The following is a 25,191-nucleotide window of genomic DNA, read 5'->3' as shown; positions in this document are numbered from 1 at the left end:
AGGAGCCGGGTCGACGTGCGCGGGAAAGAGACCGGGGTGGGCCCCTCCGCCACCCCTCCGCACCGGTGGTGGCGCGGTCCGGCAGGACCGTGCCCCTTGACTCAGACCGGCCGGCAGCACGAGGCACGGGGCTCCGGGGCCGTCCCGGCCGCCCGGCCCGGGACGCCGCCCGTGCCGTCGACCATCACCGCGTCCGGGCCGGGATCCTCAGCCGCGGACGCCTCTCGTAGTGAGCAGTCCGCCCCGCCCCTCCCGCACGGCGAGCCGCCCCTCCCGGCCGACTCCCCACGAGGGCCCTCCGCACCGGCCACCACCCGTCAGCGACCCTCCACCACGCCGTCTCCCCACCGCGGGCTCCCAGCCACGGATACCTCCCGCCGCGGACTCACCGGGTCGGCCACCCGCCCCGGCCCCTCCGCCACGGGCACCTTCCGCCAGGGGCACTCCGACCTGCCGCCTTCCGGCCGTGGGCTGCCGGCCACGGATGCCTCCCGCCGCGGACTCTCCGGGCCCTCCGGCACAGACGCCACCCGTCAGAGGCTCTCCGACCTGCCGTCTTCCGGCCCTGGGTTCCCGGCCACGGATGCCACCCGCCCCGGTCCCTCCGGCACGCGCACCTTCCGTCAGAGGCTCTCCGACCCGCCGTCGTCCCAGTGCCGGTGCTCGGCCAGGGGTGCCTACCCCCGCGGGTTCTCCGACCTGGTGTCCTCATGCCCGATGGGCTCGGTCGCGGCCCGCTTCCGGTCCGGTGTGGATCCCTCGGCACGCACGGTGATATCGAGGATTCGGGGGGCCGCGGCCGTGCAGAACGCGTGCAGGCCCTCCAGGAGGGCGTCCCGTTTGGCCGGCGGCATGGCGGTGAGCACGGCCAGCAGTTGCCCCGCCCTGCGGTTGCGCAGGACGGCGAGGTACGACCGGCCCCTGCCGCTCAGCCGCAGCCGCACCTCGCGCCGGTCGGCTGAGCCGGGCGCGCGTTCGAGGAGCCCGCTGCTCTCCAGCCGGTCGCAGAGCCGGCTCGCGGACGGGGGCGCGGTGCCCAGGCTGCCGGCGAGCGTGCGCAGGTTGATGCCGTCGTGCTGTTCGAGGACCAGCAGCACCCGCACCTGTGAGGCGGAGGCGGGCGCGGTGGGCGCGCGGCCCCACAGCACCTCCAGCAGCTCCGCGGCCGTGGCGGTCACCTTTGCGGCCTCGTCGGACGGTGGACGGGTGCGGAAGGCGGCCACGGTCCCCCTCTCGAAGGCACTGGGACATCCGCCAGCGTACTAGGCGGCAGAACACCGACACATGACGAGGCGCCGGGTGTCACTCCCGGCTCCCGCCACCGTCCGGCGGCGCGGCCCCAGTTGGCGTCCGGGGCCGGCGACGGGGGCCGTGGGCCGGGGTTTGGCGGGCCGGAGAACGCGGACTACTGTTGCCGTACGACAACTATTCGCTTGGTGCCGCCCCCCACGGCACCCGACTGCTGCAAGAGGAGAGGATCGAGAGTGCCGGAACAGGACGCGGCCGCATCGGCGCCGCAACTGGTGAGTTCCTTCCTGGAGCGGCGTCGGGAGCAGATCGCCCAGCGCTGGGCGGACGCTCCCCTGTTCCGCTCGGTGTTCACCGTCTCCCGTGACGAGGCGGTCGAGGCGTGCAAGGCCGTGGTGGACGCGCTGTCCGACGTGGCACTGAGCGGACGGCTGGAGGACATCGCCGCGCCCGGGTTCCTGCCGGTGCGCGAGCAGTTGGGGCGCATGACACAGACCCGGGCCAGGGCCGGGTCCACGCCGTCCCAGATCGCCGACGAGGTCGCCGTGCTGCGCGAGCCCGCGGTGGAGCTGCTGCGCGAGGAGTTCACCGACCCGGCGGCACCGCAGTCCCAGGAGGGCCTGACGGCGCTCACCCTGCTGCTGTGCACCCTGCGCCTCGTGGTGATGGAGACCGCCCTGGACGCGGGTACGGAACTGATCGAACGACAGCGGCAGCAGCTGCTCGAAGTGGCCACCCCCGTCATCAAGTTGTGGGAGGGAACGGTCGCCGTACCGCTCATCGGGACCCTGGACAGCGCGCGCAGCCAGATCGTCATGGAGTCGCTGCTGGAGGCCATCGTCGACCAGCGCGCCCGGTACGCGATCCTGGACATCACCGGCGTGCCGACCGTCGACTCGCTGGTCGCCCAGCACCTGATGAAGACGGTGGCGGCCGCGCGGCTGATGGGGGCCGAGTGCATCGTCTCCGGCATCCGCCCGGCCATCGCGCAGACCATCGTGCAACTCGGCATCGACCTGGGCTCGGTGCTCACCCGGGCGTCGCTCGCCGACGCGCTGGCCTACGCGCTGGGCCAGCAGGGCATCGAGGTCTCGCGCGCGGACACGGGTGCGAGCGTCCGGTGAACCAGCCCGTGCCCGCTCGGCCCACCCAGGTCCCCGTGCTCGCCCTGGGCGACGTACTGCTGGTCTCGCTGCAGGGCGAGCTGCACGACGGCATGGCCGAACAGCTGCAGCACGACATCACCGACCGTATCGCCACGAGCAGGGTGACCGGCGTGGTGATCGACATCTCCGGAGTGGACATCGTCGACTCGTTTCTCGGCCGGGTGCTCGCGGAGATCGCCTCCACGGCCCGGCTGCTGGCGGCCCGTACGGTCCTGGCCGGCATGCGGCCCGCGGTGGCGATCACCCTGGTCGAGCTGGGCCTCGCCCTGCCCGGTCTGGTCACCGCGCTGGACGTCGACCGGGCCATGGAACTCCTGTCCCAGGGGGGGACATGATGCAGTCGTCCGGCCATGCGTCGGCGACCAGCCTGCCCATCGGCTCGGACGCGGATCTGGCGTGGGTGAGGCAGGAGGTGCGGCAGTGCACGGCACAGCTCGGCTTCGGGCTGGTGCAGCAGACGAAGCTGGTCACCGCCGCGAGCGAGCTGGCCCGCAACACCCTGGTGCACGGCGGCGGCGGGCGGGCGGAGATCACTCCACTGCACAACGGCCGTGCCCGGGGCCTGAAGATGTGCTTCGTCGACAGCGGCCCGGGCATCCGCGACCTGGAGATGGCCATGACCGACGGCTACACCACCGGGGGCGGCCTGGGGCTCGGGATGAGCGGCGCCAAGCGGCTCGTCCACGAGTTCAGCGTGGACACCGAGCCCGGCCGAGGCACGACCGTCACGGCCGTCGCCTGGGTGACCCAGGTTCCCTCGTCACGTCCGGGGGTGGCATGACCCGGGTGTGGGAGATCCCGGTGCACGACTCCACCCGGGTGCGGGACGCCCGGGCGGCGGTCCGGGAGGCGTCGGGGCGGGCGGGGCTCAGCGCGGAGCGCACCGCCGCCGGAGAGCTGGTCGCCACCGAGCTGGCCACCAACCTGCTCAAGCACGCGGGCGGGGGCAGCATGGTGGTGAACCTCGTGGCTCCGCCGTCGGGCTCCGGTACCTCGGTGCAGCTCTTCTCGCTCGACCACGGGCCCGGCATCGCCGATGTCACCGCGGCGCTGCGCGACGGCTACACCACCGCCGGGGCCTCCCTGGGGGCCGGGCTGGGCAGTTGCCTGCGGATCGCGAACTCCTTCCGGCTGCACGGCACGCCGGGCCGCGGGACGGTGGCCACCGCTCGGATGGACCCGGAGCCCGTCGTCCGCGGTCGTCCGGCCGCGGACGTGCCCGCGGGCGGGATCGCGGTGGCACTGGCGCAGTCCGACGAGTGCGGTGACACCTGGACGTGGGTGCGCTCCGGCGGGCTGCTGACGCTGCTGCTCGCCGACGGTCTCGGGCACGGCGCGAAGGCCGCGCACGCGTCCGCCGCGGCGGTGGCCGAGCTGCGCCGCACCGCGCACCTGCCGCCCGTGGACATCCTGCGGCGGCTGCACACCGCCCTGCGCCGCACCCGGGGCGCGGCGGTCGCCGTGGCCCAGGTGGACACGGAACGGGCCGAACTCGCCTTCGCCGGGGTCGGCAACGTCGGCGCCCGGCTGAAGACCGCGGGCGGCTGGACGTCCCTGGTCTCGCACCCGGGGATCGTCGGGGCGTACTTCCCGGCGCAGGTCCCCCTGCGCCGGGTGCCGTGGCACGGGGACAGCCTGCTCGTCGTGCACAGCGACGGGCTGCCCAGCCGCTGGACCCCTCCGGAGGACCCGCACCTGCTCGCCCACGATCCCTCGGTGCTGGCCGCTGCCATCCTCCGGGACGCGGGCAGCCCCGCCCGCCCCCTACGCGACGACACCAGCGTGGCCGTACTGGCCCCCCGACCGCCGGACCAGCGCCCATGACAGTCACCTCTGACACCTGGATCCTCGCCGGCGCCGCGGACGCGGCCCGCGCCCGTGCCCTGCTGGCGCGGCTCGCGGCCGACGCCGGTGTGCCCGCGCTCGACCGGGCCCGCTTCCTCACCGCGCTCGGCGCCCGCCTGAGCCGCGTCCTGGACGGGGACCGGCTGGAACTGACCCTGACCGTCGACGGCGACGGGGCTCTGCGTGTCGGCCTGCGCGAGCCGGACCCGTGGCACCACACGTTGGTCTGCCCCTCCCCCCTCCCCGATCCCCTCCCCCGGCCCGCCGACCTGGACGGCGCCGGGCTCGCCGAGGCGCTGCTGCGGGCCGACGAGGACACCGCCGGCGTACTCGAGCGCCTGGACGAGACCGAGGAGCTGATCCGGTTCCACCGGGAGGAACTGCACCAGACCAATCAGGGCGTGCTGGCGCTGCACGGCGAACTGGAGGCCGCGGCGCTGGCGCAGCGCGAACTGCTGGACGCCGAGCGGGCCGCGCGCGCCCAGGCGGAGAACGCCCGCCGGCTGCTGACCTTCCTCGCCAACGCCAGCGCCGCCCTGAACGCCTCCCTCGACCACGAGGACATCCTGCGCCGGCTGCCGCGGCTGCTCGTTCCGGCGTACGCCGGGCACGTCGACGTATGGCTGGTGGACGAGGAGCAGGCGCCGCCCACCGGGCGGGCGGCGGCCACGGTGACGGCGGCCCGCACCGGGCGGCCGCAGCACGCCGGTCCGCACCCCGCCGGTCTTCCGGGCGTGGACGACCTGCCGGCCTCGGCGCTGTCCCCGGACCGGCCGCTGCTGTGCCTGCCGCTCGGCGCGCGGACGGCGCAGGGTGTGCTGACGCTGACGGCGCCCGGCGACCGGTTCGACCCGGACACCACGGTGATGCTGCTGGAGCTGGCCCGGCGGGCGGGCATCGCCCTGGACAACGCCCGCCGGTACGAGCAGCACCGGGACGTGGCCGAGGAGTTGCAGCGCGCCCAGCTCACCGAACTGCCCGGCACGCCGGGCCTGGCACTGGCGGCCCGCTATCTGCCGGCCACGCACGGTCTGAACATCGGCGGTGACTGGTACGACGCGTTCCCGCAGCCCGACGGGAGCGTGCTCGCGGTGATAGGGGACGTCACGGGGCACGGGCTGCACGCCGCGGTGGTCATGGGCCAGCTGCGCACCGCACTGCGCGCGTACGCCGTCGAGGGCAACGGGCCCGCCCGGATCCTCACCCTTCTGCACCGGATGCTGCGCCACCAGGCGCCGGAGCTGTACGCGACCTGTGCGATAGCCCGGTTCACGCCGGGAGCCCCGGGTGCGGTGTGGGCGGCCGCCGGGCATCCGCCCGCGATCGCGCGCGGGCCCGGGGGCGAGGTGCGGGTCCTGGAGGCGAAGCCGGGGATCATGCTCGGGGTTCCGGTGCCGTACGAGTACGAGGAGCACACCGTGGAGTTGCCGGCCGGCTCCACGCTCGCGCTCTACACCGACGGTCTGGTGGAGCGGCGGTCCGCCGGGATCGACGCGGGCATCGACCGGCTGACGCGGGCCATGGGCGCGCTCGACACGGCGGATCTGGAGGACCTGGACGCGGCGGCCGACTCGCTGCTCAAGCCGATGCTGCACGACTCCGAACACGACGACGACATCTGTCTGTTGCTCTGCCGCACCACGGCGTCCTGAACAGCCGTGCGCCGGCCCCCGGGGCGGAGGGCCGGCACACGGGCGGCATCACTGCGAGGAGCAGACGGTGCCGCCGGCGGGGTTCAGCAGACCGATGAGGTCGATGGTGTCGCCGCAGGCGTTGATCGGGATTCCGATGGGCACCTGGATCACGTTGCCCGAGATCACACCCGGGCTGTTGCTGGCGGTGCCGGTCGTCGGGCCGGGGTCGGCCTGGGCGGTCGCGGTGCCTCCCAGCGCGATACCGCCTGCGAGAAGGGCCGTTGTGGCGATGCTGCGAATGCGCATGGATCTGCCTCACTGGTTGACGTGTGGTCTCGTCCATCACATCCGCCCCCTGCGCGGTTCGCCTCCCCGGGTACGCCGACGGGGTGGCCCCCATCGGAGGGAACCACCACAGGCCCGCATGCGGCCGCCGGACGCCTCACTCAGGCGGCGGAGGGGAAGCGTTCCCGGACGCGGTGGGCCGGGCCCGGGGGCCCGGGGGTGGCCGGCCGGAGCCGAACGTGCCGCGCGTCGGTGCCGCGAACGGCGGTGTTCGTCGGACCGGATCAGAGCCGGACAAGAGCGGTTGTTCGGACTCCGGTGCCGAGGCCCCCGGGCCGGGGCGTCCGAAGCCGGGAATCGGGGATTTCCCGGCCGGGGTGAAGTCGGGCCGTCTCCCATAGAGTTGCCGGGACAGCTGGCCCGCCGGACGCGCTGGTCCGGGCCCGGGAACCGGTCGGACAGGGCCAAGTGCCCCCTGCCGAGGGTGCCTTCGTCAGGGGCCGCCTTCTTGACCCGGGAAATCGGGCGGAACACCGGGCCGCCCGCACAGGACAGCCTAGGCGCTGCCCGGGGTCCCCGCAGTTCGGCCCTGGCCGCTCACCCGTGTGCCACCACCCTCGGCGTCCCCGGCGAGGGACCCGCCGGGCCCGGGATCAGGAAGCCGGGAGCCCTCCCGGGTGGTGCCGGAGCCGCATCGTGGCGCCCTGGCGGACCTCCGGCACGCCGAATCTTGACGGTCCCGCCGGTCGTATTCGGTGCTGCCACCCGAGCCAGCCGGCCGTACGTCCGTTCATCCCGTCTGGCCGCACCGCTGTGCCGGCTCTTCCTCGCGGCCGTCGGCGGCGGTCTCGGTGACGGTTGCGCGCGCGTACTCCATGGCGGCGGGGAGCGCGCCCGCCGGATCACCGTGGGCAGCCGGCCGCGGGCGGGCCACTCCACCAGACAGCGCGCCACGTCCCGCAGCTTGACGTCGGTGTGCTGCGACACGTGCCGTGCCTACGCCAGGATGCACATCGGCAACGGCGGAACCGGGCCGAGCCGTGCACGGATCCGCCGCACCGGGATCTCCCCGGTGAGCGTCGACGAGATCGCCCTGACCTTCGAGCCGAAGGCGTCCGGGGGGCGATCCGCCAGGCGCCACCCGTGTTTCAGAGCCTGCGCCAGCGCGCGCTGCACCACGCGAACACGCCGAACGCGGCCAGGCCGAGGGCGATCACGGCGAGCAGCCACGGGCCGGCCGGCAGATCGCGGAACGCGCGCAGCGTGTCGTCCGTGCCCTTGGCCTCGCCCGGCTGGTGCCGGACGGCCGCGACGACGGCGAACACCCCGGCCACTGCGAAGACGAGCCCGCGTGCCGCGCCGCCGGTCACGCCGAACACGTCGGTGAACCGCCTGGCCCGCGGCGACATGGCACCCGTCCGCAGGTCCTTGTGGAAGTCCTTGCGCAGCGCCCGGACCGACATCCACAGCCCGCAGGCCACCACGGCGACACCGGCCACGCCCACGAGCCACTGGCCGCCCGGCCACCGCAGAGCCGTCGCGGTGACGTCCTCCGTGCGCTGGTCGGAGGACCCGCTGCCGCTCCCGCGCTCCCCGGCCGCGTAGGACAGCACCGAATAGGACGCGAAGAGGTAGAAGACGCACCGGCCGGCCGCCGCCAGACGCGCGGACGGCTTGCGGCCGTTCGGCCCCACACCGCCGAAGACCGCCTCCGACAGGCGCCACAGCGCCATGCCCACGAGCGCCACGCCCACGATCCACAGCAGGGCCGCGCCGAACGGTTTACCGGAGAGCTCCTTGAGCGCCCCGCCTCGATCGGCCTGCTGCCTGCCCCCGTCGTGACCGAAGGCGATCTGGAGGGCGATCACGCCCACGAGAACGTAGATCAGCCCGAGGGCGGCGAGGCCCGCCCGGGCCGCCACGGCCACCGCCGTGCCGCTCGCCGCGCGGCGGGCCCGGCCGCGCCCCCGCAGTGCCCATGACTCTGCATCCATACAACGCCGGTGCCCCCAAGGCCCGGCCCGACACCTGGTGCCGCCACGCCGGGATGCGCCGGTGCGGCTCAGGAGAGAACTGCGGCCAACGTGCCGGGTGTTCAGGTGGCGAGCGCGGGTGCGAGGCCGAACGCGGGCACCAGGCCGTGGTCGTTGAACGCCGTGATGCGGGCGACGCGGGCGCCGACCAGGGTCAGCACCTGGATGCCGTACGCCTCGTGACGGCCGCCGTCCGGGCGCTTGAAGACGACGACGGCCGTCCGGCCGGTGAACCAGGTCGGGATGGGCGGCATCTCCATCTCGACGTCGGCCCGCAGCAGGCCGACCAGCGCGTCGGGGTCGGCCCGGGTGAGCGCGTGCAGGGGCGCCATGTGCGGCGCGACCCCGGCGTTGAGGACGAGCAGGCCGGGACGGTGCTCGCGGATCACGGCCCGCGCGAGCGCTTCGTCGGTGGCGTCGCCGGCGACGGGTGTGAAGCCCTCGCCGAGTTCGTCGCGTACGGCACGCAGATCGCGCTCGCCGCGGGCGATGCCGACGACGCGGGTGCCTGAGGTCACGAGCGCGGCGGCGATCGCACGCCCGAAGCCGCGGCCGGCACCGGTGACGACGGCGGTCTCGAAGAAGTCGGACATGGGATGCTCCCGGGGAGTGGTCGGGTTCGGTCCACATCAGGACCAGCCCCGGGAGCAGAGTCCGTCGCCGCGCCGGAAAAAACCTCAGTGGGTGGTGAGCAGGCCCTCGCGCAGCCGGGCGAGGGTGCGCGACAGCAGCCGGGAGACGTGCATCTGGGAGACGCCCAGGCGTTCGCCGATCTGGGCCTGGGTGAGTTCCTCCACGAACCGCATGTGGATGATCCGCCGGTCGCGCTCGTCGAGTTCGGCGATCAGGGGGGCCAGGGCGTGGAAGTCCTCCACGAGCTCCAGGGCGGTGTCCTCGGTGCCGATGAAGTCCTGCAGCGCGGCCTCGCCGTCCTCGCTGCCGCCGATCGCGGCGTCCAGGGAGGAGGAGTTGTAGCCGTTGGCGGCCAGGCGCGCCTCGCGCACCTCTTCCTCGGGCAGGCTCATCAGCTCCGACAGCTCCTTGACCGTCGGGATGCGGCCCAGGCGGCTGCGGAGTTCCTCCGTCGCCTTCGCGAGCTGGACGCGGGCCTCCTGCAGGCGGCGCGGCACGTGCACGGCCCAGGTGGTGTCGCGGAAGAACCGCTTGATCTCGCCGACGATGTAGGGGATGGCGAAGGAGGTGAACTCCGCCTCTCGGGACAGCTCGAAGCGGTCGATCGCCTTGATCAGGCCGATCATGCCGACCTGGACGATGTCCTCCATCTCCTCCGGCCCCCGGCTGCGGAACCGGCCGGCCGCGAAGCGGACCAGGGACATGTTCATCTCGATCAGCGTGTTGCGCGCGTACTGGTACTCGGGCGTGCCCTCCTCCAGCACCGCCAGCTGCTCGAAGAACAGCCTGGAGAGAGCGCGGGCGTCCTTCGGCGCCACATGGGAGGGATCCGCGACTTCGGGCAGCTCGCCGGTCCGCGTAGTTGTTGCCGCCGCCGTCGTGAGCGCCATGGTGTTCCCCTCCCAAGATAGAGACCAACGGGTGCGGGCCGCCCCGACGGCCCGCCGTCGCCCCGCATACCCCTCCATCCTGCACCTATGCACCCGTGCACGCGCACACTGCGCCGATCGGGGGACGCTTGCGCCCCGTGGCCCGGCGAGGGCGGGGTCAGACCTCGAGGAGTTCCGCGGGTTCGTCGAGGAGGGCCAGGACCCGGGGGGCCCGCCGGGGGTCGGGGAGGGCCGCGGTGATGACGGTTTCCGCGGGTTTGACGGCGCGTGCGTGGACGGGTTCGGCGGGCGCGGTCGGTCAGGGTGAGCAGGGTGCGGCGGCCGTCCGCGGGCCGGCCTCGCCCACATCACCGACCTGTGGAAGGGCGGCCTCGGCCCGCAGACCGATGTGTGGCTCGCCGGGAACGGCTGGTCGGTCCAGGTCAGCGAACTGGCGACCGTCGCCGCGGGCTACGGCAGGCCCGCCCCGGCGAACCTCACCACCGCGTTCCTCAGCGCCGAACGCGGGGGGTGAGCCCCGCGCGTCACGCGCGCCGGCCCTCGGACGCGGCGTCCCGGGACCGGAGCGGAGCCCGGTCCCGGGACGTGGCGCGCGCTACGGGAACGACGTCACCTTGGACGGGACGGTGCCGGTCCCTGAGGTGGGTGCGCCCGTGGTGTCGACGACGTGGGCGTACTGCCCGTTGCCGCCGAGGGAGATGACCAGCAGGTCGTGCATCCTGATGCCCGAACCGGTCGGCACCTGGAAGCCGTTGGACTGCACGATCGACGGATCGGCCGTGTAGTTGCAGTAGCTGCCCAGGCCCCATGCCTCGTGCGTGCTGACCGAGTCGGCGACCTTGTAGGCCGCGTAGCCGACGACGCCGTCGTGGGTGACGGCGGCGGCGTTCGGGGCGTCGTACGCCTTCTCGTTCTGGAAGAAGATCGTCCGGCCGCGCTCGCCGTTCCAGTAGACGTCGTACTTGTTGAAGTGCTCGACGAACAGGCCGGTGGCGAGGACGTCGGAGCCGTTCACCCGCAGCCCGTAGTCGGCCCGGTTGGTGTCCCAGCCGACCCCGCTGCCGTGGTCGGCGCGCCAGATCCAGGTGTGGTCGACGATGGCGTCGTTGCTGTTGACGACCACGGAGTTGGTGGCGAGGCCGGGTCCGGCGCCGCCGACGCGCACGAACACGTCCTGCATGGTGGTGGGGTCGGCGGAGTGGTCGGCGGTGGAGCCGGGGTCGCCGATCCGCAGCAGGGTGTCGGAGTTGACCGGGCCCGCGTCGACGAGGAACCCGGCGAGCCGCACGCCGTCGACGTCGGCCACGTGCATGGCGTCGACGCCGTTGTCCGGGACCAGGGTGGCGAGGCCGAGCCCCAGGACCACGGTGTCGGCGCGGGTGACGTCGATCGTCCGGTCGAGGTGGTAGATGCCCGGTGTGAACAGGAGGTTGAGGCCCTGGGCGAGGGCCGCGTTGATGGTGGCGGCGGTCGCTCCCGGCTTGACGACGTAGAACCGGTCGAGCGGCAGGGACGTGCCCGCGTTCGCCGGCCAGGAGACACCGCGGGCGTTCGTGCGCTTGGCCGGCACGAACACCTTGTAGGTGGAGCCGTCCAGGTAGAGGAAGGGCTTCTCCCGGGAGACGGGGGTGGTGTCGAGCGTGGTGTACGGGCCGCTGTCGAAGTTGGTCGCCGGGGCGCCCTGGACGCCGGAGAAGGTCATGTTCCAGACCCCGTTGGTCCAGCCGCCGACCGAGCTGTCGCGGGTGTACCACTGCTGCTGGGAGTACGGGCCGACCGTGCCGTCGATCCTGGAGTCCGCGATGTAGCCGCCGGAGGCCCAGCCGTAGCCGTTCGGGGCGAGGTTGAGACCGCCCTCGACATGGATGCGGCGGAAGGGCGCGGCCTGGGCGACGGCCCAGCGGTCGGTGCCGTTCGACGGCTTGATGGCGAGGTTCTCCGCCGAACGCCAGAAGTTCTGGGTGGCGTTGCCGTTGAACCAGCCCGCGTCCACGGTGACGTCGCCGTTGATCTGGGTGTCGTCGGGGTTGAGCCCGAGCCCGGAGATCGAGGTGTAGAAGCCGATCTGCGCGTTGATGCCGTTGTACGTGCCGGGCTTGAGCAGGAACTGGTAGCGGCCGGTGCCGAACTGGGCCGACTCCTGCTGGGCGAACACGTCGTCGAACTTCTGCTGGAGGTTCGGGGTGGAGGGGTCGACGACGATGACGTTCGGGCCGAGATCGCCGCCGCCCTGGATCGGCGGGGTCCCGGTGGTGCCGGTGTGGACGGCGACCTCCCACAGCGAGTACCCGTAACCGGTGCCCCGGGCGGTGCCGTAGATCCGCACGTAGCGGCCGGAGCCGCTGACGTCGTAGGCCGCCGTGCCGCCGGTCGCGCCGGTGACGCTCTTCAGCGTGCCCCAGCTCCGGCCGTCGGAGGAGGCCTGGATCTGGAAGTCCTTGCCGTACGCGGTCTCCCACTTCAGGTCGACCCCGCACAGGTCCTGGACGGAGCCGAGGTCGACCTGGAGCCACTGGGGGTCGGAGGCCTGGCTGGACCAGCGGGTCGCGGTGTCGCCGTCGAAGGCGGCGGAGGCGGGGGTGCCGGCGTTCTCGGTGGAGGACGCCGAGGCGGGCCTGCCCTGGGCGGCGTCGGCCGTGCCGCAGGTGGGCTGGGTGGTGCCGGCGCTGCCGAACACCTGGAACTCCCAGAGGGAGTAACCCCATTGGGTTGCCCGGTGGACGCCGAGCATGCGGACGTAGCGGCCCTGTCCGGACACGTCGAGGGTGTCCGTGCCGCCGTCCCCGCCGGTGACGGACTTCAGGTCGGTCCAGGTGGTGCCGTCCTGCGATATCTGGACCTTGTAGTCCTTGCCGTAGGCGGTCTCCCAGTCGAGGACGACCCGGGTGACGGAGGCGCTGGCCCCGAGGTCGACCTGGAGCCACTGGTCGTCGGTGGCCGCGGAGGACCATCGGGTCCCCGTGTCGCCGTCGACGGCGTCGGCCGCGGTGGTGCCGTAGTTCTCCTCGGAGGACGCGGTGGCCGTCTTCCCCTGGGACAGGGGGGTTTCGGCCGCGGTGGCGCGGGTCGGGGTGAGGGGCAGGGCGATCAACGCTGCCATGGCGGCTAGCGCGACACCCAGGGATCTCGGTCTCATGCGGCGGCTCCCTGCGGCTGTGGAATCGGGGCATGAACCAAGTCGCCAGTCCCACGACTTAGTTCATGCTTTGATTTAAGTGATGAGTCATCTGGGCCACAAGACTTCGGAAGCCGAAACCTTCCGCGCGCCTACCCGTCGCGCGTCAACTACGGGCGGCGGCCTGACGCTTGACCATGGCCAGGAGCGCGGCGTGGGTCTCCGGGTCGGCCGCCGCGATCAGGCCGCCCGCACCGGTGTGCACCGGCTCGCCGTACAGTCCGGTCACCGTGCAGCCCGCGGCCCGGCACAGGGCGATGCCCGCCGCGAAGTGCACGCTGTCGGCGAGATCGCCGTCGGTGACGTAGGCGGCCCGGCGTCCGGCGGCCACCCAGGCGACCGCGAGGGTGCTGGAGATCACCCGGGGCCGGAACCGCCGCGCGAAGCCGGGGTCGGCGAGGAGGGCGGCCGCCCGGAAACCGGGGGCGTTGGGGAACGGCGGGTCGAGGTTCACGTCCACCAGCGCGGACTCCGCCGAGGGGGTCAGATCCTCGTCGCCGTCGTCGGTGCGCAGCAGGGCCCGCGTGCCGTCCGTCCAGAAGACCTCGTCGCCGAACGGGTCCGCCGTCGCCGCGGCGGTGACGTCCGGGCCCACGCGCAGCGCCACGTTCACTCCGGCGAGCATGGTCCGCACGGCGTAGTTGAGGGTGCCGCACAGCGGGTCGACCAGCCAGCGGCGCCGGGCGCCGGCGGCGCCGGTACGGCCGGTCTCCTCACCCGTCACGGCGTCGTCCGGGCGTGCGGTGCGCAGCACCTCCAGGATGGCCCGCTCGGCGGCGACGTCGGCCTCCGTCGCGAAGTCCCCGGCGGACTTGGCGTAGCGCGCGAGCCGGCCGCCGTACAGGTCGCGGACCACGGCGGCGCCCGCCAGGGCCGCCGTGACGGCGAGGTGTGCGTCAGGCTCCCCGTTGGTGATCGACATGGCCGCAGCATAGTGCTGACTCGGCCGACTCCCACGGGAGTTGTGCGTGCCCGGGCCCGCGGACGCCGGTGTCGCGACGGGCCCGGGCGGTGGGTCAGGACCCGGCCGGGGTGAGCGACAGGGTCTGCTGTGCGGCGGTGCGGCGGCCGCCGACCGGGTCGGCGCCGGTGTCGGTCCAGGTGCGCAGCGGCGTGGTCTCCGCGTGCCGGTTCGAGGTCGCGGAGAGGCCGAGCACGAGCCCGCTGTAGCGGTTGACGAGGCGGCAGGTGCCGTCGCCGGACGCGTCAGGGACCACGAACCACTGCTGTCCGGCGGTCGGTCCGCCGGCCGGGGCCGGGGTGACGGTGGGCCTGGCCCCCCACGCACGGCCCGCGTCGGTCTTGGCGTCGACGCCCAGCAGCCGCCCGTCGGTGGCACTGGCGACGGTGAACGCGCCGTCTCCGGTCGGGGTGAAGCGCCAGGTCTCGCGGGCGGATCCGGTGGGCCGCGCCACCGAGGTGGTGGTGGCTCCGTGGGCCGCCCGGGCGAGGACCCGGCCCGTGCCCGCGGCGATGCGGTAGCCGCGGCCGGCGTCCACGGGCGGGTCCGCGGGCGTGGCGGAGCCGATGGTCAGGTCGACGTACTCGCCGTAGGCGTCGCGGGAGCAGCCGAAGGCGCAGTAGGAGCGGAAGGTCTTGCCGACGATCGTGGAACTGGTGCGGTTGGTGCTGTCGAGGAACCAGCGGTACCAGGAGGCGTTCGTGTAGGCGCCCGTGTCACCGATGAGGTGCCACTTCTGGGTGGCCAGGTCGTCGGTGTCGTAGAGGTACTGCGGTGAGTTGCCGCTCTGGTCGACGGCCTGCGGTTCGCCGATGTAGAGGCCGAGGTAGGCGTCGTAGGCGATGTTCATCACGAACAGCGGTGAGGTCGGGGGCATCTTGCCGGCCGCGATCTGCTGGGCGGCGGTGCCGGTGTTGGCCGGGTCGTACTCGGCGTCGGTCGGGGTGTAGCCGCCCGGGTGACCGGCGTCCACGGGGACGATGTCGCTCTCCTTGCCGCCGGCGCCGGGCTGGGACCATGCGCCGTCGTACCACTTCCGCCAGGAACCGGGGGCCATCTTCGCGGCGATGGGGGCGCGGGCCACGTGCTCGTAGAAGGCCTTCCAGCCGCCGCTTTTGTCGACGACGCGGGAGCCGTAGTAGACGTAGAAGTAGCCGGAGGCGGTGTCCACGAACAGGCGCTGGTCGCCGTCGCCGTAGGAGTACGTCTGGTGGGGGAAGGCGGCCGTGTCCCCTCGCCGGGTGCTGTACGGGGACGTGATGACGTGGTCCTTGATGGTCCAGGTCCGGCCGTGGTCGGTGGAGACCGCGTAGTCGACGGCGTCGTAGTGCAGGCCGTCGCCGAAGGGCTGCGGGGTGAACTCGTTGTGCACCAGGCCGTACCAGTCGCCGGTGTCCGGGTCGACCCAGACCCCTGACAGGTCGCAGTAGTTCTTCTGGGCGTAGCCCGAGCCGGCCGGCGCGTACGACGCCTCGCGGCCGGTGGGGCTGTTGTTGCACCGCCAGGTGGTGTCGTCGTTGCGGTCGGCGGGGTCGGCGGGGTCGGCCGCCTTGCTGAGCGTCTTGTCGAAGGTGGCGGTGTCGAAGTCCCTGCCGGTGTAGAAGTCCCAGGTGCGCGGGTCCCCGGCACCGTACAGCGCGGCGGACTGCTGGTAGTGGAAGGTGCCGTCCGCGTCGAGGTACGGGGTGGCGGGGGTGTCCGTGGGGTTGGCGAACGGTACCGGGGTGCCCACGGTCACGCGGTAGCCGGCGTCGACGGGGGAGGCGGACGCCGGGGACGCGGTGGCGCCGCCCAGGACCAGGGCGACGGCCGCGGCCACGGCGCCGCCCGCTCTGTTCAAGAGTCGCACGGATGCTCCTTGTTGCCGAAGGTTCCGAAGGGCCGGTCGCACGGAACGATCCGGCCACGGCGGTTTCCCCGGCAATGGACTCCAGTGCTCCGCCTCTTGCACTTTCGCGCGGGCGGCCGGGTCAGTCCTGTGCCGACAGGGGTGTGTTCCAGTCCAGTTGGCGCAGCAGTTCCTCGTCGGGGTGCGCGGAGCGCTGCGCCCGGTCGGCGGGGCCGGACGAGGTGTGGGTGCCGCGGGAGATGGCGCCGCTGACGATGATGTTGTGCTCCACGCACGGGCGGCGGTGGCGCTCGTACACGGCGAAGGCGCGCGCCGGATCACGCAGGTCGCGCAGCGCCTTGGCCAGGACGACGGCGTCCTCCAGGGCCGTCGAGGCGCCCTGGCCGGTCGCCGGGGAGGCCGCGTGGGCCGCGTCGCCGATGAGGAGGACCCGGCCCCTGTGCCAGGTGCTGCCGAGCGGCATCTCCGTGGCGTTGGTGACCATGATCGCGTCGGCGGCGGCCTCCACGAGTCCGGCGGCGGGCGTGGAGTCCTTGGACAGCAGGGGCAGCAACTGCCCGCGCAGCACGGCGGGCGCGCTGTGGGGCGCGCCGGCGGGCAGGGGGTCGCCGCCGACGCGGGCGAACCAGTACGTCTCCCCCGCCGGCGAGACCGCGTACCCGAAGGCGCTCTCGCTGCCCCGCACCATGGTGATGACGCCGCCGCCCACGATGCCGGGGGCCGCTGGGGTGTAACCGTAGAAGACGCGCTGGCCGGCGTACCCGGGGTGCACGCCGGGGGTGAGGATGCGGCGGACGGTCGAGTTCAGCCCGTCGGCCCCGATCAGCACGTCGGCGGTGGCGGTGGTGCCGTCAAAGAAGCGGGCGGTGACGCCGTTCGGGCCCTGCGTCAGGGCCTCCAGCCGGACGGCGTGGCGCAGCCGGATGCCGCGCCGTTCGGCCTCGGCCTGCAGGGCCGCGTTCAGCTCGCCCCGGCGCAGGCAGCGGTAGCGCAGGCCGGGTTCGGCGACCTCGCCGAGGGGCGCGTGGGTCAGCTCGGTGCCCTGGCCGTCGAGCAGGCGCAGCGAAGTCAGCGGAAAACCGACGGCCGTGACCGCGTCGGTGGCGTCGAGCTGGGCCAGGGCGCGCATGCCGTTGCTCGCCAGCGTCAGGAAGGCGCCCAGGTCCTCCGCCGTGTCGGGATGCGCCTCGAAGACGCGCACGTCGTGGCCCGCCTTGTGCAGGCCCAGCGCGGCCGCGGTCCCCGCGATGCCGCCGCCGATCACCAGAACCCTCGTCGCATCCGTACCGTTCACGCGCCGCTCCCCACACCGACAGTGGTCGCGACCATACAAGTACAGGTCCGGGCGGGCCGGGCCCGGTAGGGCCCGGATCCGGACAGCGTCCCGCGCGACGGCGGGCGGGCCGCTTCATGCCGGGTCCCGGTCCATCGAGGGTGATGAACCGGGACCCGGACGGGCTTCGCCCGCGGCGACCGCCGTCAACCCGTGGAGGGCAAGCCGGTGGTGGCGGGTATGCCGAGTTGCTCCAGGGCGCTGTGGAGAGCACTTGAGTTCTGGAGCAGCTCCGGGCACTTCTGGAGGACGTCCCTGACGGCGCCGCCCGTCGGCATGTCGATGCCCGGCTGCCGCAGTGCCGCGCCGCCCGCGATGGACTTCAGGCAGGCGAGGCCCTTCACCTTGCCGATGAAACCGCCCAGGACGCGCTGGAGTTCGGGGCTCTTGCTCAGCGCCTCACGCGCCAGGGACTCGAGCCCCTGGGCCTTCTGCACGAGCGGCCGGCACGCCTTCAGGGCCGAGATGGGCTGGGTCAGCGCGTCGACGACCGCAGGATCCTTCAGGAGCCCGGGCAGATCCGCGAGCCCGGCCTTGCGCAGCGCCTGGCCGGCGTTCTTGGCCAGCAGTTCGCCGTAGGCTTCGACGACGCCGCCGATGCAGGCCGCGAACTGCCGCTGCTGCGCGGTGAGGTTCTGGATCAGCCCCTTGCCCGGACCGATCTGGAGGCGAGTGCCCGGGAAGATGAGGTCGCCACGGTTGCTCGACGGGTGTCCGTGGCTCTGTGCGGCCCGCTCGACGGCCGTCGCGTTGGCCTGGTAGACCGCCGTCCAGAGCGTCCCGCTGCCGAGGGACTTGCGGGCGATCGACCAGAGCGTGTCTCCCCGCGTGACCTGGTAGGTCGCGAGGAGGGGCCGAAGCGGGGCCACGAGCTGGTCGGCCGGCGTGAGGGCGGACAGCGGTGGAGGGGTCGTGGTGGGTTCCTGCGACGCGGCCGTCGGCGGTGGGCTGGGGCTCGGGGTGCGCGCCAGGGACGAGGGGCTCGCGGCGAGGAGCATGGCTCCGGCCGTCAGACCGGTGGCGATGGCACGCGCGGGGCCCCGGGGCGGGCGTATTCGCAGCGGCATTGATCTCATGGAGGTCTCCCGGATAGGAGCACATAGGGTCACTGTCTGTGACTCTACGTAGACCTCCCGGGTGACGGCCTTCCGGAGTAGCCCGGTCGGGTGGATCCGCCGGCTCGGGCACCGGTCCGCAAGGAGCGTTCTGTGTACATCAATACTCGTGCGCCAAGGGGTGGTTGCCCGTTAAATGGGTAGTCCCCGGCCATGCGGGTGAGTGTGGTGGATGCGGGGTCGAACACGGTTCGGCTGGTGATCGCGGATGTGGAGGGCGGCGTTCCGCTGCCGGTCCACACCGTCAAGTGGAAGCTCCGCCTGTCCGAACAGGTCGGCGCGGACGGCACCATCGCGGAGGAGGCGGTGGAGCGGCTGGTCAAGGCGGTGGGCGCGGCGGGCGCCACGGCCCGGAGGTGGCACGCGACGGGCCCCCTGGCCTTCGCCACCGCGGTGGTCCGCGGCGCGCCGAACCGCCAGGAGGTGCTGCAGCGGGTGGCGTCCGGGACCGGGATCCGCATGTGCACCCTGCCGGGCGAGATCGAGGCCGAGCTGACCTTCCTGGCGGCCCGCCGCTGGCTCGGCTGGAACGCGGGTCCGCTCGCGCTGCTCGACATCGGCGGCGGTTCGCTGGAGGTGGCCTTCGGCCGGGGGCGGCTGCCCGACTTCGCCGCCTCCCTGCCGCTCGGCGCGAACCGGCTCACCCGTGAGTACCTGGGCGTGCAGGACCCGCCGGATCCGGGCGAACTGAGGGTGCTGCGCCGCCGGATCCGCCACGAGCTGCGGGACGTGGCCTCGCGGATCCGCTGGGAGAGCCCGCGGACCGCGGCCGTCAGCTCCCGTACGTTCCAGCAGCTGGCCCGGTTGTGCGGGGCGGCGCCCGGGCGCTTCGGTCCGTTCGAGCCGCGTGAGCTGCGCCGCCGGGACCTGCGCACGGCCGTGCACACGCTCGCGGCCCTGCCCGCCGCCGAGCGCGCCCAGCTCCCCGGCATCTCCGCGCCACGCGCCGCGCAGAGCCTGGCCGGTGCCGTGGTCGGGCACACGGCGCTGAAGCTGATGGGGCTGCGGCGGGCCGTCGTCTGCCCGTGGGCGATCCGCGAGGGCGTCCTGCTCCGCTACGTCGAGGACGGCGCCGACTGGTGGACGGACGTCACCGCCTCCCCCGACACGGCGGCGCCACCCCCCACACCACCCCTGCGCATCGCCAGCCCGTCGGCGTAGCCGGGAAACACGGGTGCACCGCATCGCCGAGCGGCCCGGAAAGGCACCGGTGGAACGCCACCGCACGGTCGGACACACTCCGGAAAGCACCGGCGGACTGCGCCCGCACCGCATAGCCGCGCGGTCCGGCGGTAATCCGGCGGAGCACCGAATTGCCGCCCGGGCACCGCGTCGCCAGCCCTCCGGGCCGTGCGGGGGAAGCACCGGTCGGCCGCCGGCGCACCGCATCGCCGCCCTCTCCCCCGGAGCCCCTTGCACCGCGCGGGGCAAGGCGATTCATGGCGGCTGGGGCATCCTGGTGGGGTGACCTGAGACCGGGAGGTGCTCTCATGCGGTGGTGGGCCGGTGGGTGTGTGGTCGCCGCGGTCGTCGTGCTGGCCGGGTGCGGGGCGTCGGCGGGGCGGGGCGCGGGTCCGGCCGCGGGATCCTCGGGCGACCGCTCGGCGCGGCCGTCGCCGTCGGAGCGGGCGCCCTCGGGGGACCCTTCGGCGCGGACCACGGGACCTGCGAGCGCGACGCCCGGGGCCTCGGCGGGCGGTTGTCAGGCGGGACACGTGGAGGTCTCCGTGGCTCCCGGTGACGCGGTCCGGCGGCGGCTGTGCGTGCGGCCCGGGACCGCGGTGGCGCTCGTGCTGCGGCCGAGGGTGGACGACAAGCGGTGGACCGGAGTGCTGAGTTCGGCCCCGGCCCTGGTGGCGGCCTCGGGCTGGCGGGTGGATCCCGACGGGACCGCGCACGCCGCCCTGCGCGCCGCGGGCGCCCGCGGCGGCAGCGCCGTGGTCACCGTGAAGGCCAAGGCGCCCGACCTGGCCGGGGCTCCGCAGACCGTGTTCACGCTGGACGTGAGCGTGGTGCCGTACGCACGGGAGGGGTGACCCCGTGGGGCCACCCCTCGTGCCGGACGTGTCCGCTCAGTGCAGGTTGCGCACCTTGACGGTGTAGATGCCCCGGCCGTGCGTGGCGGCGTAGAGCGTGCCGCCGTCGGGGCTCGTCTTCAGCTGGAGCACGGCGACGGCCGGCAGGCTGCCGACGCGCTGCCACTTGCTGTGCCCCGGCGCCCGGTAGACGACACCGAGGTCGGTGGCGACGGCGAGGCCGCCGTCCGCCGTCACCAGCGCGGAGTTGGTGGGCACGTCGGGCATGTTGCCCGAGATGTCCTTCCAGGTGGTGCCGCCGTCGGTGGACTCGAAGACGTGTCCGACGCCCGCGCCGGGGCCCTCGGTCCAGTGCCGGGAGAAGCCGTTGACCGCGAGGAAGACGTGGTCGGCGTTCTTCGGGTCGACGGCGAAGCCGCTCAGGTAGCGGTTGGGCACGGTCCCGTCCACGGGCAGGCTGACGTCGTGCCAGCCGGTGCCGTCCGCGTTGCCGACGGCGATGCCCCGGGCGAAGCCCTGGTTGTTGCAGGGGCCGCACCAGGCGGCGTAGATCTTCCCGCCGGAGGCGGCGACGGCGGTCGCGGTGCGGCCGGCGCCGAGGTCGTGGACGCTGGTCCACTCGGAGCCGCTGCGGATGGCGTAGCCGTGGGTCTGCACCCAGATGTGGCGGCCGCCGGCGACCCAGGTGTCGCCGTTCTTCATGTCGGTCGCGAGCGGGGCGATGAAGCGTGCCTCACTGGTGGCGTTGTCGGCCGGGGCGACGCTGTACGACGTCACCTTGCTCGGGTCGCTGACCCAGCCGCCGTTGTTCACGGCGCAGTTGTTGGTGACCTGGACGGCGAGGTAGACGTACTCCTGGGCGATGTTGCAGCCGTTGGCGGGGTCGGTGAGGGTGTCGCCGCCGTCGCCGCCGAAGTTGGAGCCCATCACCCTGTCGTTGCTGCGCAGGATGGACTGGCCGTTGTCCTGCAGACCGCCGGTGACGGACAGGCCCCCGTGATCGAGGTCCTTGCCGATGCCGACGGAGTAGTACTGGAGGGTGTCGATGGTGCCGTCGTTCAGGGACGTCCAGTCGGTGGCGTGGCCGGAGGCGTCCTGGGCGCCGTTGACCGGGCGCTTGTACATGCCGCCGTCGTTGCCGACGTACACGTAGGACTTGCCGTGGTAGCGGCCGATCGCGACCCCGTGCTGGTCGGAGTGGGTGGTCTGGTGGCAGTCACCGGTCTGCTTGCTGGGGTCGATGCTCCAGCAGGAGAAGGTGAAGTTCCAGTACGGGCCCACGGTGGACCAGTTGCTGCCGCCGTCCTTGGTCTCGTAGACCTCTTCGAGACCGGCGTACACGTGCTGCGCGTCGCTCGGGTCGACGGCGAGGAACTGGTTGTACCAGGCCTGGACGCCGGGCATGTAACCGGCAGTGGTCAGCGCCGAGTTGTCGGCGGCGAGGCCCTTGTAGTCGGCGATCTTCGTCCAGGGCCCGGCCGGCGAACCGGACTTGGAGACGTAGATGCCCTCCAGACCGCTGTCCGGGTTGGTGTTGAGCTGCTCCGGGGACTGGTCGATGGCGTAGTAGCGGGAGCCGTCGGCGGACCGGGCGAAGGTGACGTTGCCGACGTTGTCGGCGTCGCCGGGCAGGTCACCGAGGCCGCTGGTGATGCGGGTCCAGGTGCCGTTCACCTTCGTGTAGAAGCCGTTGTAGTCGTCGCCGCCGCGCCAGCCGACGGCGAGGACGACCTTGGACGGGTCCTTGGGGTCGATCGCGATGTCGTTGGCGATGTTCTTGTACGGCGCGTCCGGGTCGTCCGCCTTCGCACCCTTGGGCATGAAGTCGGGGTTGGGCGCGAACTCCAGCTTCCAGGGGCCGCCGAGCTTCTTCGTGGAGTGGCTCCACACGCCCTCACTGGTGGCCGCCCACACCTTGCCGCCGCCGAAGCGCAGCTCGTGGATGGTGGTGCTCTCCAGCTCGGCGCCGCCGACCCGGCTGCGCCGGGAGAAGCTGCCGTGGTGGGGGTGGGTCAGGACGTAGACGCCGCTGCCGAGGTAGGCGTCGGAGTTGGTGGTGGCCTCGCCGGTGCCCAGCCACAGCCGGCCGGCTCCGTCGACGGCGAGGGCGCCGGTGGACTGGGCGGGCAGCCGGTCGCTGATGGGCTGCCAGTGGCCGCCTCCGGTGCGCGAGCGCCACACTCCGCCGCCGGCGCTGCCCGCGTAGACGTAACCGTCGTCGTCCGCGGCCACGGCGGCCATGCGGCCGGTGACGTTGCCGGAGCCGCCGCTGGAGTTGGAGTCGAAGTCGCGGTAGCGCGGGTCGTCGGAGTTGTAGGGCAGATCGGTGATGTTGCGCCAGTTGCCGCCGGTGCTGCCGAGGTTGGCGAGACCACGCCATGCGGCGCCGTAGGCGCCCGGCGCGACCACGCCGGGCGAGGTGCGGGCCTCGGAGTACTGGTCCGCCCCCTCGGCGATCTCATCCGCCTCGTTGCCGTCGTCGTCGTCCGCCGCCACGTGCGGCTTCATGGCGCCCGTCGACTGCGCCCGCTCCTTGGCGAGCTGGCCGAGGGCGCGGACGCCGAAGGGGCTCGCCGAGCGACCGGCGGCGGCGGACGGGGGTATGGCGACGAGGGCTGCTGAAGCGGTGATCGCACAGATCGTGAACCACCGTCTTCTGCGGGTTGGTACGGACACAAGGCCTCCCGAGACGGGCATCGACGTTGCCGACGCAGGAGACCTGATCACACCGACGGTGATTACTCCACCACTTGGCGAAATCTTGACGTGTACGTGTCAGTAACTACGGACGCGGCACCCTCACCCCGAGCGGGGGCGGCGGTCGCGGGTCGCGGCGGCGTCCTGGCTCCGCGTGCGCAGGCTGCCCACCGTCTTCAGCAACTGGTCAGCGGGGTCCCGCAGTCGTGGGTGGGCGAGCACCGTGTTCCGCAGACCGCGCACAGGTCTACGCCAAAGACGGTGGGCGGCGGCCACCGGGTGCGGGCGGGCGGCGAAGCCCTCCGCGACCCTCAACTCGCGTGTTTTCAGCCAGTCCTTGTACTCCTTGTCGCCCCTCCCGAGGTCCACCAGGGTCACCCCGTGCCGGGCGGCGGCCTCCGCGGTCCGCAGATGCATCATCAACCCCGGCGAGTAGTAGTGCAGTTCGGGGTCGTAGGCGGTGAACCAGGCCGCCAGCACGGTGCTCGAACGGGGTCCGAAGTGGGCCGCGACCGGCCGGTCCCCCGCGTACACCACCGACAGCACCCCGGTGAAGTGCTCCTCCCGGACGTGGAAGAGATGGTCGACCAGGCCGACGATCCAGGGCCTGGCGAACCGGTCCATGCGGCCCGTCCTGCGGTACTGCGCGGACTTCCACCGCATGAGGGTGCGCAGCGCCTTCGGGTCCCGCTCGTCGAACACGAACCGCAGCTCGCCGATGTCCCGTCCCAGCCGGCGCTCCTTCTTGAGCGTGGTCTTGGCCAGGCCCGGATAGGCCCCGCGCAGCCACTCGGCGTAGGTGCCGTCACCCGGTTTCACGTCGATCACCGGCGAGGCGAAGGTGCCGGTGACGTGCGGCTCGAACGGCCGCTGCTCCTGCACGAGATGGTCGAACTCGAAGATGCTGAGCCGGCAGGCCCGCAGCAGTTCCACCGGGTCCCAGGTGACCCCGGGCCGGTGCACGAGGGCCTGGCAGTCGGACAGTCCGAGCGCGACGGCCCGGCCGGTGCCGAACGGCCCCCGCTCGTACGGGAAGAAGCCGACCGGCTCCCCGCCCTCCCGCAGCACCGCCACCCGGACGCCGCTCCGGTGCCGGCCGACCCCGATGGCGAACTCGGGCGCCAGGAAGGGGTTGGCGTACTCGGGCGACTCGTCCATCGCGCGGTGCCAGGCCGCGCGCAGTTCGGATGTCAGCTCGCCGGGTCTGTGGATGGTGATCTCCACCTCAGCTCGCCCGCCCTTCCGCCCGCGTTCTGAGCGGTGAGCCGCAGCCGGCACGGGCCGGTGAGGCGTGTGGATCATGGCTCATGGATCGCATGGGCGACCGCTCCCCCCATGACGCGCCGGGGCGCGTCCTGCCATTCGTACCGATATGTGCGCATCTCCGCCGTGCGTCGATGCTCAAACGTCGCGAAACAGACGCACCCTGTCAAGGGTGCCTCAGGCGACGGAGGGTTCGCCATGGGTCTGCGGACATCGGTGCCGAACCGGACCGCCGGGCGGGCGGCGACGGCGGCAGGGTCCGGGCCGTGGCCGCGCGGTCCGGGCCGGTGGCGGCCTCATCCGGCCCGGAGGCCGGGCGATTTCGACGACGTGTCCGGAACGCGTCCGCGTTCCGGCTGCCGCAGGGGGACCTGCTGGCACACTGCCTGATCGTCCGGGCACCCATGAAAGGCGGTACGCCATGTCGTCCCTCTCCGAGCCCGCCGAGCTGCTGGCCGCCATGCCGTTCGCGGCCGGGCTGGGCATCGAACTGAAGGAGGCCGCGGCCGAGCGCACGGTCGGCACGCTGGCCTGGTCCCCGGGGGCGTGCACCGTCGGCGGGGCGCTGCACGGCGGTGCGCTGATGGCACTGGCGGACAGCGTGGGTGCCGTGTGCGCCTACCTCAACCTGCCGGAGGGTGCGTCCGGCACGTCGACGGTGGAGTCCAAGACCAACTTCCTGCGGGCGGTCACCACGGGGCACGTCCACGCCACCGCCCGGCCGCTGCACGTCGGCGGGACGCTCATGGTGGTGCAGACGGACCTGCGCGACGACCGGGACCGGCTGGTCGGGCAGACCACGCAGACCCAGATCGTGCTGCGGACGAACGCCCGCTGACCCAGGCACACGACGAGGGCCGGCCCCCGCCCGTCGGCGGGGGCCGGCCCTCGTCGTGTGCGCCCGCGGTATTGACATGAACCTCACCAACTCACAGGCTTCGTGCGTGAAGTTGCTCGAATTTCCTTAGTTTCGAGCGCTTCCGAGCAGAACCAGCAAGAACAGTCAGTCCGCAGTGACGCGAGAGGAG

Annotated in this window: 21 protein-coding genes; 9 read left to right on the top strand and 12 right to left on the bottom strand. The window is 73.1% G+C overall.

The features are described from left to right. Positions 1–677: 677 nt before the first annotated feature. The gene (locus ACZ7FF_RS12485; RefSeq protein ID WP_470811774.1) at positions 678–1,223 is read right to left on the bottom strand and encodes a MarR family winged helix-turn-helix transcriptional regulator; all 546 of its coding nucleotides are present in this window, start codon (positions 1,221–1,223) and stop codon (positions 678–680) included. Between the two features lie 261 nt (positions 1,224–1,484). Between ACZ7FF_RS12485 and ACZ7FF_RS12480 the strand changes: the two genes are divergently transcribed. The 5 genes from ACZ7FF_RS12480 to ACZ7FF_RS12460 are packed head-to-tail and all read left to right on the top strand — an operon-like array spanning position 1,485 to position 5,911. After that, positions 1,485–2,372, top strand: a complete 888-nt coding sequence (locus tag ACZ7FF_RS12480) for an STAS domain-containing protein (RefSeq protein WP_470811772.1) — start codon at positions 1,485–1,487, stop codon at positions 2,370–2,372. Then, positions 2,369–2,749 (top strand): STAS domain-containing protein, encoded by a 381-nt coding sequence (locus ACZ7FF_RS12475; protein WP_470811771.1) that lies wholly within the window; start codon positions 2,369–2,371, stop codon positions 2,747–2,749. The genes ACZ7FF_RS12480 and ACZ7FF_RS12475 overlap by 4 nt, the downstream gene beginning before the upstream one ends. Continuing rightward, positions 2,749–3,195, top strand: a complete 447-nt coding sequence (locus ACZ7FF_RS12470; protein WP_470812235.1) for an anti-sigma regulatory factor — start codon at positions 2,749–2,751, stop codon at positions 3,193–3,195. The genes ACZ7FF_RS12475 and ACZ7FF_RS12470 overlap by 1 nt, the downstream gene beginning before the upstream one ends. Further along, positions 3,192–4,238 (top strand): SpoIIE family protein phosphatase, encoded by a 1,047-nt coding sequence (locus ACZ7FF_RS12465; protein ID WP_470811769.1) that lies wholly within the window; start codon positions 3,192–3,194, stop codon positions 4,236–4,238. The genes ACZ7FF_RS12470 and ACZ7FF_RS12465 overlap by 4 nt, the downstream gene beginning before the upstream one ends. Beyond that, the gene (locus tag ACZ7FF_RS12460; RefSeq protein ID WP_470811767.1) at positions 4,235–5,911 is read left to right on the top strand and encodes a PP2C family protein-serine/threonine phosphatase; all 1,677 of its coding nucleotides are present in this window, start codon (positions 4,235–4,237) and stop codon (positions 5,909–5,911) included. Before ACZ7FF_RS12465 ends, ACZ7FF_RS12460 begins: the two co-directional genes overlap by 4 nt. 48 nt (positions 5,912–5,959) lie before the next feature. Here ACZ7FF_RS12460 and ACZ7FF_RS12455 read toward each other — a convergent pair whose 3' ends face one another. From ACZ7FF_RS12455 to ACZ7FF_RS12440, 4 genes are all read right to left on the bottom strand, one after another. Further along, entirely contained in the window at positions 5,960–6,199 is a 240-nt protein-coding gene (locus ACZ7FF_RS12455; RefSeq protein WP_470811766.1) for a chaplin, read from the bottom strand. A 1,127-nt stretch (positions 6,200–7,326) separates the two neighbouring features. Then, positions 7,327–8,172, bottom strand: coding sequence for a DUF1206 domain-containing protein (locus ACZ7FF_RS12450; protein WP_470811764.1), 846 nt, complete (start codon positions 8,170–8,172; stop codon positions 7,327–7,329). A 101-nt stretch (positions 8,173–8,273) separates the two neighbouring features. After that, complete coding sequence (locus ACZ7FF_RS12445) at positions 8,274–8,804, bottom strand: SDR family oxidoreductase (protein WP_470811763.1); 531 nt, start codon at positions 8,802–8,804, stop codon at positions 8,274–8,276. An 84-nt stretch (positions 8,805–8,888) separates the two neighbouring features. Continuing rightward, positions 8,889–9,734, bottom strand: coding sequence for an RNA polymerase sigma factor SigF (locus ACZ7FF_RS12440; protein WP_470811762.1), 846 nt, complete (start codon positions 9,732–9,734; stop codon positions 8,889–8,891). A gap of 388 nt (positions 9,735–10,122) precedes the next feature. On the opposite strand from ACZ7FF_RS12440, the gene ACZ7FF_RS12435 reads away from it, so the two are divergent. After that, complete coding sequence (locus tag ACZ7FF_RS12435; protein WP_470811760.1) at positions 10,123–10,248, top strand: hypothetical protein; 126 nt, start codon at positions 10,123–10,125, stop codon at positions 10,246–10,248. Positions 10,249–10,329: 81 nt separating this feature from the next. On the opposite strand, the gene ACZ7FF_RS12430 is transcribed toward ACZ7FF_RS12435, so the two are convergent. The 5 genes from ACZ7FF_RS12430 to ACZ7FF_RS12410 form a co-directional block, all read right to left on the bottom strand. Then, the gene (locus tag ACZ7FF_RS12430; protein WP_470811758.1) at positions 10,330–12,870 is read right to left on the bottom strand and encodes a discoidin domain-containing protein; all 2,541 of its coding nucleotides are present in this window, start codon (positions 12,868–12,870) and stop codon (positions 10,330–10,332) included. A gap of 145 nt (positions 12,871–13,015) precedes the next feature. Further along, the gene (locus ACZ7FF_RS12425; RefSeq protein WP_470811757.1) at positions 13,016–13,831 is read right to left on the bottom strand and encodes an inositol monophosphatase family protein; all 816 of its coding nucleotides are present in this window, start codon (positions 13,829–13,831) and stop codon (positions 13,016–13,018) included. A 94-nt stretch (positions 13,832–13,925) separates the two neighbouring features. Continuing rightward, positions 13,926–15,719, bottom strand: a complete 1,794-nt coding sequence (locus tag ACZ7FF_RS12420) for an RICIN domain-containing protein (protein WP_470811755.1) — start codon at positions 15,717–15,719, stop codon at positions 13,926–13,928. A 121-nt stretch (positions 15,720–15,840) separates the two neighbouring features. After that, positions 15,841–17,013, bottom strand: coding sequence for an FAD-dependent oxidoreductase (locus tag ACZ7FF_RS12415; protein WP_470811753.1), 1,173 nt, complete (start codon positions 17,011–17,013; stop codon positions 15,841–15,843). A 185-nt stretch (positions 17,014–17,198) separates the two neighbouring features. Beyond that, positions 17,199–18,128: a LysM peptidoglycan-binding domain-containing protein gene (locus ACZ7FF_RS12410; protein ID WP_470811751.1), complete on the bottom strand. Its 930-nt coding sequence runs from the start codon at positions 18,126–18,128 to the stop codon at positions 17,199–17,201. A gap of 192 nt (positions 18,129–18,320) precedes the next feature. Here ACZ7FF_RS12410 and ACZ7FF_RS12405 point away from each other — a divergent pair, with 192 nt between their 5' ends. Both ACZ7FF_RS12405 and ACZ7FF_RS12400 read left to right on the top strand, forming a co-directional pair. After that, on the top strand, positions 18,321–19,328 hold the full coding sequence (locus ACZ7FF_RS12405) for a Ppx/GppA family phosphatase (RefSeq protein WP_470811749.1): 1,008 nt from the start codon (positions 18,321–18,323) through the stop codon (positions 19,326–19,328). 566 nt (positions 19,329–19,894) lie between these two features. Further along, positions 19,895–20,203: an acetyl-CoA synthetase gene (locus ACZ7FF_RS12400; RefSeq protein ID WP_470811747.1), complete on the top strand. Its 309-nt coding sequence runs from the start codon at positions 19,895–19,897 to the stop codon at positions 20,201–20,203. 36 nt (positions 20,204–20,239) lie between these two features. Here ACZ7FF_RS12400 and ACZ7FF_RS12395 read toward each other — a convergent pair whose 3' ends face one another. Both ACZ7FF_RS12395 and ACZ7FF_RS12390 read right to left on the bottom strand, forming a co-directional pair. Further along, positions 20,240–22,879, bottom strand: coding sequence for a glycosyl hydrolase (locus tag ACZ7FF_RS12395; RefSeq protein WP_470811745.1), 2,640 nt, complete (start codon positions 22,877–22,879; stop codon positions 20,240–20,242). A 123-nt stretch (positions 22,880–23,002) separates the two neighbouring features. After that, positions 23,003–24,124 (bottom strand): GNAT family N-acetyltransferase, encoded by a 1,122-nt coding sequence (locus tag ACZ7FF_RS12390; RefSeq protein WP_470811743.1) that lies wholly within the window; start codon positions 24,122–24,124, stop codon positions 23,003–23,005. 460 nt (positions 24,125–24,584) lie between these two features. Between ACZ7FF_RS12390 and ACZ7FF_RS12385 the strand changes: the two genes are divergently transcribed. Then, on the top strand, positions 24,585–25,001 hold the full coding sequence (locus tag ACZ7FF_RS12385; protein WP_470811742.1) for a PaaI family thioesterase: 417 nt from the start codon (positions 24,585–24,587) through the stop codon (positions 24,999–25,001). Positions 25,002–25,191 lie beyond the last annotated feature (190 nt).

This window comes from Streptomyces sp. NPDC037126 (genome assembly GCF_055605965.1).
Note: the sequence above shows the minus strand (reverse complement) of the source record. Positions and strands in the feature narration are given on the sequence as shown.

Coding starts and splice junctions, on each gene's coding strand:
- ACZ7FF_RS12470 (WP_470812235.1), top strand. CDS start 2,749: ATGCAGTCGTCCGGCCATGCGTCGGCGACCAGCCTGCCCATCGGCTCG.
- ACZ7FF_RS12465 (WP_470811769.1), top strand. CDS start 3,192: ATGACCCGGGTGTGGGAGATCCCGGTGCACGACTCCACCCGGGTGCGG.
- ACZ7FF_RS12460 (WP_470811767.1), top strand. CDS start 4,235: ATGACAGTCACCTCTGACACCTGGATCCTCGCCGGCGCCGCGGACGCG.
- ACZ7FF_RS12455 (WP_470811766.1), bottom strand. CDS start 6,199: ATGCGCATTCGCAGCATCGCCACAACGGCCCTTCTCGCAGGCGGTATC.
- ACZ7FF_RS12450 (WP_470811764.1), bottom strand. CDS start 8,172: ATGGATGCAGAGTCATGGGCACTGCGGGGGCGCGGCCGGGCCCGCCGC.
- ACZ7FF_RS12445 (WP_470811763.1), bottom strand. CDS start 8,804: ATGTCCGACTTCTTCGAGACCGCCGTCGTCACCGGTGCCGGCCGCGGC.
- ACZ7FF_RS12440 (WP_470811762.1), bottom strand. CDS start 9,734: ATGGCGCTCACGACGGCGGCGGCAACAACTACGCGGACCGGCGAGCTG.
- ACZ7FF_RS12430 (WP_470811758.1), bottom strand. CDS start 12,870: ATGAGACCGAGATCCCTGGGTGTCGCGCTAGCCGCCATGGCAGCGTTG.
- ACZ7FF_RS12425 (WP_470811757.1), bottom strand. CDS start 13,831: ATGTCGATCACCAACGGGGAGCCTGACGCACACCTCGCCGTCACGGCG.
- ACZ7FF_RS12410 (WP_470811751.1), bottom strand. CDS start 18,128: ATGAGATCAATGCCGCTGCGAATACGCCCGCCCCGGGGCCCCGCGCGT.
- ACZ7FF_RS12405 (WP_470811749.1), top strand. CDS start 18,321: ATGCGGGTGAGTGTGGTGGATGCGGGGTCGAACACGGTTCGGCTGGTG.
- ACZ7FF_RS12385 (WP_470811742.1), top strand. CDS start 24,585: ATGTCGTCCCTCTCCGAGCCCGCCGAGCTGCTGGCCGCCATGCCGTTC.